Annotated in this window: 9 protein-coding genes; 4 read left to right on the top strand and 5 right to left on the bottom strand. The window is 45.5% G+C overall.

Annotated elements, in window-relative coordinates:
* Positions 1-18 precede the first annotated feature (18 nt).
* Together K0625_RS11955 and K0625_RS11950 are read right to left on the bottom strand one after the other, a co-directional pair.
* Positions 19-1,650 carry an alkaline phosphatase family protein gene (locus tag K0625_RS11955; RefSeq protein ID WP_220109909.1) on the bottom strand — a complete coding sequence of 544 codons (1,632 nt, stop codon included), beginning with the start codon at positions 1,648-1,650 and terminating at the stop codon, positions 19-21.
* A 30-nt stretch (positions 1,651-1,680) separates the two neighbouring features.
* The gene (locus tag K0625_RS11950) at positions 1,681-3,186 is read right to left on the bottom strand and encodes an alkaline phosphatase (protein ID WP_220109908.1); all 1,506 of its coding nucleotides are present in this window, start codon (positions 3,184-3,186) and stop codon (positions 1,681-1,683) included.
* A gap of 286 nt (positions 3,187-3,472) precedes the next feature.
* Here K0625_RS11950 and K0625_RS11945 point away from each other — a divergent pair, with 286 nt between their 5' ends.
* Positions 3,473-4,996: a BCCT family transporter gene (locus tag K0625_RS11945; protein WP_220109907.1), complete on the top strand. Its 1,524-nt coding sequence runs from the start codon at positions 3,473-3,475 to the stop codon at positions 4,994-4,996.
* A 24-nt stretch (positions 4,997-5,020) separates the two neighbouring features.
* Here the strand turns inward: K0625_RS11945 and K0625_RS11940 are convergent, their stop codons facing one another.
* The 3 genes from K0625_RS11940 to K0625_RS11930 form a co-directional block, all read right to left on the bottom strand.
* A complete protein-coding gene (locus tag K0625_RS11940; RefSeq protein WP_220109906.1) occupies positions 5,021-5,824 on the bottom strand; it encodes a phosphate/phosphite/phosphonate ABC transporter substrate-binding protein in 804 nt (267 codons plus the stop codon).
* A gap of 340 nt (positions 5,825-6,164) precedes the next feature.
* Positions 6,165-6,380, bottom strand: coding sequence for a hypothetical protein (locus tag K0625_RS11935; protein ID WP_220109905.1), 216 nt, complete (start codon positions 6,378-6,380; stop codon positions 6,165-6,167).
* A gap of 2 nt (positions 6,381-6,382) precedes the next feature.
* Positions 6,383-6,745 carry a cytoplasmic protein gene (locus tag K0625_RS11930; protein ID WP_220109904.1) on the bottom strand — a complete coding sequence of 121 codons (363 nt, stop codon included), beginning with the start codon at positions 6,743-6,745 and terminating at the stop codon, positions 6,383-6,385.
* Between the two features lie 553 nt (positions 6,746-7,298).
* On the opposite strand from K0625_RS11930, the gene K0625_RS11925 reads away from it, so the two are divergent.
* The 3 genes from K0625_RS11925 (at position 7,299) to cspE (ending at position 12,200) form a co-directional block, all read left to right on the top strand.
* Positions 7,299-8,462, top strand: coding sequence for an efflux RND transporter periplasmic adaptor subunit (locus K0625_RS11925; RefSeq protein ID WP_220109903.1), 1,164 nt, complete (start codon positions 7,299-7,301; stop codon positions 8,460-8,462).
* A gap of 26 nt (positions 8,463-8,488) precedes the next feature.
* On the top strand, positions 8,489-11,608 hold the full coding sequence (locus tag K0625_RS11920; RefSeq protein ID WP_220109902.1) for an efflux RND transporter permease subunit: 3,120 nt from the start codon (positions 8,489-8,491) through the stop codon (positions 11,606-11,608).
* Between the two features lie 379 nt (positions 11,609-11,987).
* A complete protein-coding gene (cspE, locus tag K0625_RS11915; protein ID WP_220109901.1) occupies positions 11,988-12,200 on the top strand; it encodes a transcription antiterminator/RNA stability regulator CspE in 213 nt (70 codons plus the stop codon).
* Positions 12,201-12,270: the final 70 nt, after the last annotated feature.

Genomic DNA, 12,270 nt, shown 5'->3' with positions numbered 1-12,270 from the left:
GAGTGACCCTCAGGACCTTTACTGAGCTGCTTCAGCTTTGACAACTAAGTTGGCAGCATGATTAATGACATGGAAGATATGGTTCTGCTCAACCGTGCCTTCAATGAGGTGAGAGCCTGGACCACTTGCAAATATTCCAACATCTTCACCTGCATGGGTTTCACTCGATAGCGGAACAAGTGCTTCTTGGTGAAAGCCTGCGCTTTGCGTATCGACATAGTTCAGGTCAACACGTCCAGCTTCTACCGGGTAGCCATAACGCTCATCACCGCCTGTGCTTAGGTTGGCATAGCCACGCCCGTTGGTGTAACCCACAGTGGTGTATGGCAGGCCATTGTTGTCGGTTGCGTTAGTTGGACCTGGCAGGCCTGAAGAGTCATTGCCCTTTACTAGGCCAAGTATTGGGTTACCTCTGGTTGGGTAGCCAGCAATGGTAAACACATGGCTGTGATCGGCTGTGACCATAAGTAGCGTGTCTTTGGTTGAGGTCTTCTCCATGGCGACACGTACGGCTTCAGAGAGGGCTATGGTGTCATAGAGGGCTCTTGCTGCGTTCCCTGCATGGTGAGCATGGTCGATACGACCCGCTTCGATAATCAGCACAAAGCCCTTATCGTTTTTCTTCAAAATATCGATGCTCTTAGCTGTCATCTCTGCCAGCGAAGGCTCACCGGTCACACCTTGAGTTGTGCGATCGTAGTCATACTCCATATGGGATGAGTTGAATAAACCAAGGGCATGATCTGTGGTTGCAGGATTGATGGCTAAAAAGCTATCTCTGTCTTCGACATACGCTGAGTTGGTGTATTTTGCTGTCCACTCATCGGTCAGGTTTCGTCCATCCAAACGCTTACCATTTTTCCCCTCTGCATCGGTTAAGGTGTTTGGGATAAAGGCGCGGCGTCCGCCACCCATTACCACATTGATGCCGCTACCAAAGTCGAAATCGAGTAATTGGCTTGCGATATCTTTACAGCCATTGGTTACCGCCTCAGCGGGCAAGTCTGCATCACTCTCCCAGTTACGTTCAGGTGAGTGGGCGTAAGTGGCTGCTGGTGTTGCATGGGTAATACGTGCAGTAGACACTACACCGGTAGATAAACCTGCCATTGCGGCTAATTCAAGGGAGGTCACTAGGTTTTGATTTGTGGTTGACGCGCAGTTGCCTCGGGTAACCCCTTCTGCTTGGGACAGTACGCCAACATCGGTTTTAACCCCTGTGACCATGGCCGTCATGGTGCCAGCTGAGTCTGGAGTTTGTCCATCTACGTTATAGGTTTTGGCTAAACCAAGATGAGGCAGAGTTTCAAATGAGAGTGAGTTCTCCTCGCCGGTTTCCCCTTTGAGCTGCCCTTCGAGAATGCGCGCGGCTGTTACCGTTGATACGCCCATTCCGTCACCCACAAACAGTATGATATTTTTGGCAGCTCCTGCTTCGTTGTTGACTGATAATCCAGCCGCTTTAGTCACTCGACGTTGGCCATCGATGTACCACTCATTAACTGAGCTCCAGTCCTTACCATCAGTTCCATTGCTGCCATCGTTTCCGTCGGTGCCATTGTTACCATTAGCACCGTTATCACCGTCGCTGCCACATGCTGCCAGGCCTAAGATTGCTGCCAAAGACAGTACCAGTAGTTTCTTATTCATTGTTTTGCTCCAAAATTGAGTACTGTTTGACTAGTATTTAGTGCCGCCAAGAGATTGGGCTTGGTTGATGATATGAAAGATGACATTTTGCTCTATGACACCTTGAACTAAGTGCGACCCTGGGCCTGTGGCGTGCAGGCTAATATCTTCGCCTGCATGGGTCTCGCTTCCCATTGGAATTAGCGCTTGTTGTTTAAAGCTTTTCTCTTGAGTATCCACAGATGAGAGATCATCTCGCAGGCCTACTACCGCGCCTGGGCCGTTGGTATAGCCAAGTGTGGTGTAAGGTTTACCATCTTTGGCTGTGGCTAGATTGCCATCGACATTGTGCACTAAGCCTAAGATAGGATTACCGCGCTTAGGGTATCCAGCGATAGTAAACACATGGCTGTGATCTGCGGTCACCATAATGAGAGTTTCTTCAGGGTCGGTACTGTCAATTGCTGCCTGAACGGCATTTGATAGCTCTACTGCATCCATCAAGGCGCGGTGTGCATTACCTGCGTGGTGGCCATGATCTATCCGTCCAGATTCAACGATCAATAGGTAACCTTGGTCGTTCTTTTTCAGTATGTCGATAGATTTAGTGGTCATCTCGGTGAGTGAGGGCTCACCTGCTGTGTCATCCATTCTGTCAGCTTCATACTCCATATGAGAGGAGTTAAACAAGCCAAGTAGGTGATCTGTTGAGGCTGTATCTATCGCATCAAAACCCGTTTTATCCCATACATAAGCTGCATTGCTTAAGTTATCAGTCCAGCTTTTGGTTAGGTCAACTCCATCGCTGCGTCGACCTTTTTTATCTTCGCCATCGGTGATGGTGTCAGGAATAAAGTTACGGCGTCCACCACCAAGCGCAACATTGAGTGCATTGTCTTCATCGCGCATTACCAGTTGATAGGCGATATCTTTGCATTCATTGGTGATCGCTTCTGCTGGTAGGTTGCTGTCCGCTTCCCAACCACGCTCAGGTGTATTTGAATAAGCGGCTGCCGGGGTTGCATGGGTGATACGAGCAGTGCTGACAACACCAGTGGAGAGGCCTTTGGCATTCGCTAAATCGACCAAGGTCGTGAGCTCATTTCCCTTTGATGACAAGCAGTTTGCACGCAGGCTGGTGTCAGAGACAGATAAGACGCCCGCTTTAGATTTCACCCCTGTAACCATGGCCGTCATGGTGCCAGCTGAATCAGGTGTTTGCTGATTAGTGTTGTAAGTCTTCACTAACGCAGTGTGAGGGAACTGCTCAAAGCTGAGGAAATTTTCCTCGCCACCCATATTGCCCTCTATCTGTTGTCCTTGAAAAATGCGAGCAGCGGTTAAGGTTGAGATCCCCATACCGTCACCCACAAAAAGAATGACATTTTTAGCCTTCTCTTTATTCACCTGTTGAGTTTTCTCTGTGACCTTAAGTGCACTGGATTTAAACCACTCACTGTCAGTTTGATTGCTAGGTAGTACGGCTGAATTGGCCGTAATAGTTACTAAACTGCATGAAACGAGCGCAGCTACAATTTTCATATTAATCACTATCATCACCCTTATATTATTGAGTTCTATTTTTGAGCTTGGATTTAACGCGATGATAGTCGGATATTTATATGACAAAGAGAGGTCAGTAAGATTGAGTTTTTGTGACTGAAACAGTTTTGCCTGATTCAGTGAGTCTTGTGGTTTGGAGCAAAAAACGAAGAGGAGTAGGCCTTAGTGTGGTAGAGTCGCTGTGATTTTTGCTCCGCAGCCATGACTAAGCGAAATTAACCTTGAGCAAGCCCTGTCATTTTTACTTTTTGACCTCTTTGTAGATGAATTCGATTATCCTATGAATAGAAAAACTGAGCAGCTGAACACCTCACCAGCTTCTATAAAACATCGCATGAATAAAGAGAAGATAGGCTTTATCTCCTGTCTGCTTTTGGCCGCCGCTTTTCTACTGTTCCCCAGCACTGCGGTGACTTTTGCTGCCCGTATCTCCGATTATGCAATCAAGGAGTATGGACTGGGTTTTATTGTGTTTCCTTCGCTCTTGGTTATTTTGTCACTGCTTATCGCTTTTACTCCATTTGGTAAGGTGAGATTAGGGGGGAGGGATGAGAAGCCTGAGTTTGGCTTTATCAGCTGGACCGCCATGCTATTTGCTGCGGGTATGGGCTCAGGTTTGATCTTTTGGGGGGTGGCTGAGCCTATTGTGCATTTTGCGCACCCGCCGAGTTTTGTGATGGATACACCGCTGACATCAAATGTTGAAGATGCCAAAGATACTGCTCTGGCACTGACCTACTTCCATTGGGGCGTGCATGCTTGGGCTGTTTATGCCATCAGTGGCTTAGTGATGGCTTGGTTTGCCTTTAATCGCGGACGAGCTATGACCATTTCGGCGAGTTTTACCGAGAAAGCCAAGGGAGGAAGGTTTCAATTTTTTGATTTTCTAGCCGTAATCGCGGTTATCTTCGGTGTCGCGGGGACTTTAGCTAACACCATTGCGTTGGTGCAAAGTGGTCTACAGCAGGTTGTGCCTTGGGATATTGCTGGTTTGATATTTCGCTTAACCCTGCTTATGGCTATCGCGTTAGCCTTCACGCTCTCATCAACTCTTGGACTTGATAGAGGGATTAAGCAGATGAGTCTGTTTAATTTGCTGTTTGTTATCGCCATGCTACTGGTCGTTGTCAGCATTGTGGATCCCTTTGCGGTTGCTGAAACCTTGGTTACTTCGACGGTGAGCTATATCAGTTTGCTTCCCTCGCTCTCATTTTCTATCGATCCAGATTCTCGGGCCTGGAGTGAAGGGTGGAGCATCATCTACTTTGTCTGGTGGATTGCTTGGGCACCCTTTGTTGGTCCATTTATTGCGAGGATCAGCAAAGGCCGTACGGTTCGCCAATACTTGCTGTGTACGATATTTGTCCCAACGTTGACCACTATAGTCTGGTTCAGTGCTTTCGGTGGAAGTGTATTTGAGATGAGCATTTTGGACGATGTAATTACGGCGACCAATAATGATGTAACTCATGGCCTGTTTACCTTTTTCGATGCTATCCCCTACGGAAAAATACTCACCTTCAGCGCAATTTTATTGCTGGTGACCTTTGTTATCACCAGTGCCGATTCTGCTATCTATGTCAGTGGTATGTTGACTGGCAGCAGTCAGTTAGGGTCTAAATTGATGTGGAGTTTAACCTTAGTGGCGATCACAATCGCGCTATTATTAAAAAACGATATTGAGTTGAATAAGCAGATCGCTATTTTAGGGGCTGTGCCATTTACCTTAATTTTAATGGCACAGACCTGTATTTTGCTCAAAGAGATGTTCAATCATCAGAGAGTAATGGACAGTGATGAGTAGGTTACTTGACCTTGGCACTATCGCTTATTGGCTCCACTCAACTTGCTGAGCTAACTTCGCCATCTCACGTATGGAGTCGTAATCTTTATCCCCATTTTGAGTGAAGTGGGATATCTTTACAGAGTCCAAGATCTCGCGGCCTAACGGATCTTTATTCATGGCTAGCATGGTCGATCTTAATGCTTGACGTAAATACTCAGGAACCCGTTTGGAGATGATAAATGGTGGGAAGCCGCTTGGACCGAGCGTTTCGATAACACGCAGTTTTGTCGCGAGTGAAGGATTGTTAGCTAGCTCAAGTTCAAACACCCAGCTGTCGATAGCCGAGGCATCTACATCGCCATTTAAAAGCATCTTTATCGATTCTTGATGGGCGCCTGATTCAATTACTCTGCCCAGATAGCGGCTGTCTAGCCCCTGTGCCGCCAGATGGCTTCGCATCAGGTAGCTACCTGAGTGTGAGTTGGGTTCATTATAGGCCCAACTAGCCCCCTGTAGATCGTCAAATGTTTGAATATGGCTCTGGGTAGGGACCATAATATCTGAGTAGTAAACGGCTTTATTTTGGTAACGGCTGGCTTTTAATACTGGCGTGGCCAGTAGCTCTATCTCGCTGCCCACACTGTCGACTTTCCAAGCGTAAGGTAAACCGCAGATCCAACAGATCTGTATCTCGCCATTATCAAACTTCTGTTCTCTCTCTTGCCAACTGATATCAAGAGCCGATGATATAGGGAGTTGCAGCTTAGTTGCGAGGTACTCTGTTAGCTTTTTAACAAAAGGATCGGCGTTGCCCGCCATGCAAGAGGTCAATGTTAGCTTATTCATGGTTATTTCATATCTGTTGACAGAAAAGAGCTTATGACACGGAAAGTGCCATAAATTTATCGGTTAGTTTACGTAGAGGTGCGGTAAATTTAACGGGGTCATTTTATCACTTCTAGGTGTCACCCATCAAAGTTTTCTATTTGAGTTGCAGTCTAACTCACTTAAAGCCGACTGATGTTAATTTTCACCCTATATCTCTTCTGTTTCGAACTTAGTTTCAAACCCTAGTTTGAGCTTGGCTTGGGACTTTGTGGGGTAAGCCCCACGGTATAAGGGCAAATGCCGCTTAGCTTGTACTAAAGGTGATATCGCAGTAAGAGAGCGGTATCACCTAATAGCATCAATCTTTCTTGCTAAGATCGTCATTAACTGACTTAACAGCATCTCGGGAAGCATGGCCTATCGCCTTAGTCGCATCTCGGGTTGCGTGGCCTATATCAGTTGTCACCTCTTTGGTACCTTGACCAATTGCTCTGCCTGTCTCCTTTAATTCAGCGCAGGCTGAAAGGTTCATGATTAAAGCGGATGCAATCGTTAGATTTAATAGTTTTTTCATGATTAAACGTCAGCAATCTTTTTACCGTAGTCTTCGATTAGGTATTGCATGATCTCCTCTACCGAGGTGTCTTTTGTGTCGTCATCCATAAAGATTTTAAAGGTCACAATGGCGTGTCCGTCACCCTTGAGGCGGTTCGTTTGCATGGCGAAGTAGGCGCTTTCGGTATCGGCTTCACGAACAACAAATCCATCAATTTCAAATACGCGGTGACCTGAACGACCATGCCATTTAGTCAATCTGTTTAAACCGATTTCGCATGATTGATTAAACTCGACATGATTTTGCCAAGTAGTTGGGTGAGCGGGATCCTTAATGTGCGGGCATCGAACTGTATAGTTGTAAACATGAGAAATTGCTGTCATATGCTACCTACCTTTATATGCGGATACTAATGCCATCATAGGCACTGCTTTTGTGTTCGGTCAACTCTTAATTAGCCTTTACTTATCTTTTGGAAATGACTCAGTTAAGTCATGACTCTTTGGAGTTGGTCTGACTCTTTTTTAACATGAGTTAAATAAGGATAACCTTGTTCTAGATCTCAATTCCGTCCAATTGCTTTTCTATTGCTTAATAAAGCAACAACTAATAGACCATGTATGAAAACTGATTTTATTGAGCTTTGTTACCTATCAGTAAAGCAGATACTTACTGATTTTATTTGTTTAGTATTATTGATGATAATTCATTTCTTTAGAAGTCACTTAAGTATTTCGTATATCTAAGTGATTGTTCTGTCAGTTATCAATGCTTTTTATTTATGTGTTTTATTTGGTAAATAATAAAGCATTTAATAAAGGTGATACCTGTCTGTTGTTTTTATGAGGTAAAGATGTAAATAGGTATTAATAACTTATTTATCTGCTTATAATTTGTGACATCATCAAATGCTACCAATATCTATCGGAGGCCTAAATGCCTGCTCAAACCGTTTCAAAATTAAAATGGTGCACTCTGTTAATTATAGGATTGCAATTAGCAGCCTGTGGTGACGCTCCTGCACCTAAGCAAGCTATGTTGCCGAGTGTTATCGTTAACACGGCCAAAACCGAAGAGATTCAATCTAAGACTGAAATTGTCGGCCGTACCCATGCTTCTGAAGATGTGATCATTAAATCTCAAATACAGGGTCAGCTGCTAAAGCGTACTTTTGTTGAGGGTGATGATATCGATAAAGGGGATCTCTTGTTTGAGATTGACCCCTCTACCTTTGAAGCTGAACTTGCGCAACACAAAGCTGTGTTAAAGCAAGCATTAGCTTCTCGTGATGTGGCGGTAATGAACTGGGAGCGTGGTCGCCGCTTGCTACCTGACGGCATGATAAGTGCTCAAGATATGGATGAGTTGACAACTCGCAAGCTGACAACAGCAGCTGGTGTTGTTCAAGCCGAAGCAGCGGTTAAGGGCTCTGAGCTTCAATTAAGTTATACCAAAATTTATGCTCCTATCTCAGGTCGTATCAGTAACTCAAAGGTCAGTACTGGTGACATTATCAGCTCTAACTCTGAGATGGCTAACTTAGTGCAATTACAGCCTATGTGGGTTAATTTTCAGGTGGCTGAAAGAGCATTGATCAATGCCCGTGAGAACTTTGCCAAAGCGGCGCAGAAAGAGATTGAGATCTCTGACATCATCATAGGCTTACGCCTGCCAAATGGTAGCATGTTCTCAGAAACAGGCTATGTGGATTTTGTGAGTAACCGTGTCGATGCTGCGACGGGCACCTTACCTATTCGTGCGACCTTCAAAAATGAAGACAAGCTGATGCTACCAGGCATGTTTGTCACCTTAATCATAGAGTCGCCAGTGAAAGAGAATGCACTGCTTATTCCTCAAGCATCGGTGCAGGAAGATCAACAAGGTCGCTTCGTGATGGTGCTTAATGATAAAGATGAAGTTGAGAAACGTATTGTTGAGTTAGGTGAGCGTTTCGGCATCGATTGGCGCGTGTTGAGCGGCCTTAAAGATGGTGAACGTATTGTGGTTGATGGACTCCAGAAGATCCGCCCTGGTATTCAGGTAAAAGCAGTTGAGCAGGAAGTGATTCCGTTTAAAGAGTCTCAAACGGCACCTAAGTAGTTATATCTCAAGGAAAGGGTTAAATCATGATTAGTGATTTTTTTATTAATAGGCCTAAATTTGCCTTTGTGATCTCAACGGTGCTGACCATTGTCGGCTTAATCTCTATCCCTATTTTGTCGGTAGCGGAGTTTCCAGAGATCGCACCGCCGCAGATTAATGTCTCTACTAGCTATTCTGGCGCCAGTGCTAACATAGTGAAAGACACCATAGCTCAGCCTATTGAAGCTGAGGTGAATGGTGTTGAAGGCATGCTCTACATGCAGTCAAAGAGTGCCAATGATGGCAGCTACTCTTTGAGTGTCACCTTTGAGGTGGGCACTGATCCTGATATGGCTCAGGTAAAAGTACAAAACCGAGTTCAGCAGGCGATGCCAAGGCTGCCTGAAGAGGTCAAACGTCAAGGGGTTAACGTAGAGAAACAGAGCGCGAATATCTTGATGGTGGTGAACTTGGTTTCACCAAAGGAGACCTTCGATTCTCTGTTTATTACCAACTATGCGGGTTTGAATGTCACCGATGCCTTAGCGCGTCAAAATGGTGTGTCGAAGGTGCAGGTGATTGGTGCCCTCGACTATGCGATTCGGATCTGGCTAGACCCGAATAAGATGGCAAGTCTTGGGGTGACGGCGAAAGATGTGATTGGCGCTCTGCAAGAGCAGAACATTCAGGTTGCTGCTGGACGTATTGGCGCGGCACCTGTGGATCCTGATCAGCAGTTTCAATACACGTTGCAGACGAAAGGGCGCTTGAAAGACCCTAAAGAGTTCAGAAATGTGATGATCCGCGCTAATAATGATGGCTCTAAGGTGATCGTTGGAGATGTTGCGCGCGTAGAGCTGGGCTCACAAACTTATGATGCTCAGGGTAAGCTAAATAATAAACCGTCGGCGATTATCGCTATTTATCAATCTCCAGATGCCAATGCATTGGATGTGGGTAAAGCGGTTAAAGCTGAGATGGCGAAACTGTCTGAGCGTTTTCCGAATGATCTCGACTATGAGGTGCTATATGACACCACAGAGTTTGTTGAAACTTCGATTAATGAGGTGGTGCAAACTCTATTTATCTCGATAGCACTCGTGGTTTTTGTGGTGTTTATCTTCCTGCAGGATGTCCGCTCTACCTTGATTCCTGCAATTGCAATTCCTGTCTCTCTGATTGGTACGTTTGCCTTCTTGTTGGCCTTTGGGATGAGTATCAATACGGTTTCACTGTTCGCACTGATCTTAGCTATCGGTATTGTGGTCGATGATGCGATTGTGGTGGTGGAGAACGTAACACGCCTAATGCAAGATGAGGGCTTGTCACCAAAAGAAGCGACCTCTAAAGCGATGAAGGAGGTGACAGGTCCCGTTATTGCGACCACCTTAGTGCTACTGGCGGTGTTTGCTCCTACAGCGGTTATGCCTGGGATCACAGGTCAGATGTATGCACAGTTCTCTGTGACTATCTGTATCTCTGTACTGATCTCGTCTATCAACGCATTGACATTGAGCCCAGCGCTTTGTGCATCGCTACTACGACCACCTAAGCAACATACTAAAGGCTTCCACGCCACATTTAATAAGTACTTTGAACGTGTGACCGGTAAGTATATGGGACTGGTTTCATCACTCACCCGTAAGCTCTCTTTGGTTTTAGTCGTGTATGTCTGTTTGATTGCGGTGACAGGAGGCGTGGCGAAGATATTACCATCTGGCTTTGTGCCAATGGAGGATAAGAAAGCCTTTATGGTGGATATCCAACTACCTGACGGCGCTTCATTGAACCGAACCGAAGAGGTGATGAAGGAACTGGTGGAGCTGACGTTAGCAGAGCCTGGTGTTGAGAATGTGATCCATGCAAGTGGCTTTAGTATTTTGACTGGCTCAGTTGCTTCAAATGGCGGCTTGATGATCGTTTCCCTTTCCACTTGGGATGAGCGCGATACCCCAGATATGGTGGAGTCAGCCATTGTGGCTAAGTTGCAGGCTAAATACGCAGCTAACCCATCTGTGAAGGCTATGGCATTCTCGCTACCACCCATTCCTGGAGTGGGAAGCGTTGGTGGTTTTGAGTTTGTACTGCAAGACACTCAAGGGCGGACACCACAAGAGCTGGCATCTGTGATGCGCGCCTTGATAATGAAGGCTAATAGTCAACCTGAAATCGCCATGGCGTTCAGTAATTTCCGCGCCGATGTCCCACAGATGTATGTGGATGTCGACAGGGATAAGGCTAAGGCGCTTGGCATATCGCTTAATGAGATCTTCACAACCATGCAGACCATGTTGGGCTCTATGTATGTGAATGACTTCAACCGTTTCGGTAAAGTGTTTAGGGTGATTTTGCAGGCGGAAGGGGAGTTTCGTAATTCAGATCAGGATATCTCTCGCTTTTATGTTCGCTCCAATACGGGTGAGATGGTACCCCTGAGCACCTTAGTTAAAGTCACGCCTATCCTAGGACCGGATGTGATGAACTCCTACAATATGTTCAACTCCACGACGATTAATGGTTTCCCTGCTCCTGGATTCAGTTCAGGTGATGCCATCACTGCGATGGAGCGGGCAGCGAATGAGACCCTGCCTACAGGGTATACATTTGAGTGGACGGGACAAACCTATCAGGAGATCAAGGCGGGTAACTTAGCTCCGTTAATCTTCGGTTTAGCACTCCTATTCACCTACCTATTTTTGGTGGCGCAATATGAGAGTTGGACAATTCCGTTCGCGGTAATTCTGGCCGTGCCCATTGCGGTGCTCGGCGCTTTCTTGAATATCTTGTTGGTGGGCTCAGATCTGAACCTTTATGCTCAGATTGGTTTAGTGTTGCTGATAGGACTTGCCTGTAAGAACGCTATCTTGATTGTGGAGTTTGCTAAGCAATTAAGAGAGGAGGGTAAGAGTATTCTCGATGCGGGGGAAACTGCGGCAAGACTACGTTTTCGTGCAGTATTGATGACAGCATTCTCCTTCCTGCTTGGTGTGTTGCCTTTGGTTATCGCCACAGGTGCTGGCGCAGGAAGCCGTCGTGCACTGGGTTATTCCGTGTTTGGCGGTATGTTGGCTGCAACCATAGTCGGTACGCTTCTAGTGCCTGTATTCTACGTGATGATGCAGACAATGAGAGAGAAGTTTAAAGGTAAAGCCAAAGTTGAGTAATTAGCTTTAGCAGCTGTTCTACTTAAACCTAAAGGCTCATCAGATGATGAGCCTTTCTTTTTGCACTCATAAGGGAATAACCGTTTAGTCATCCATTCTCTTGAATTAGTTTGCTAAAAGACACTCTGAGTAGATCAACTTCTTATACTGATTGGTATTAGTGTTTACAAATTCTAAATTCATGATATTATCACCACCGCTCTGTTGGAAGAGTTATTAAAGATAAGAATTAAGTAAAAGTAGAACCCTCAGTTAGATCTTCGCAAGTTTGTCTCGGTAGTGTGTTTCCCTTAGCTTCATCGTAATACTTAATAATTCAGCTTCTTAGCACATCGCACTTTCGCGATACTTTTTAATGAATTTATATAAGGGACACAAAATGTCTAATTCAACTACTGGTACTGTAAAATGGTTTAACGAAGAGAAAGGTTTCGGCTTTATCTCTCAAGAGAATGGCGGCGCTGACGTATTCGTTCACTTCCGTGCTATCGCTTCTGATGGTTTCAAGACTCTTGCAGAAGGTCAGAAGGTAACTTTTGAAGTTGAACAAGGTCAAAAAGGCCTACAAGCAGCTAACGTAGTTCCTGCTTAATCTAGATTTTTCTAGAATATAAAATTAAGGCTGCCCACGGGCGGCCTTTTTTGTGTCTGGAGTTTTTGAG

The sequence above is a fragment of the Shewanella nanhaiensis genome, from assembly GCF_019457885.1.
Taxonomy (GTDB): Bacteria; Pseudomonadota; Gammaproteobacteria; order Enterobacterales; family Shewanellaceae; genus Shewanella; species Shewanella nanhaiensis.
Note: the sequence above shows the minus strand (reverse complement) of the source record. Positions and strands in the feature narration are given on the sequence as shown.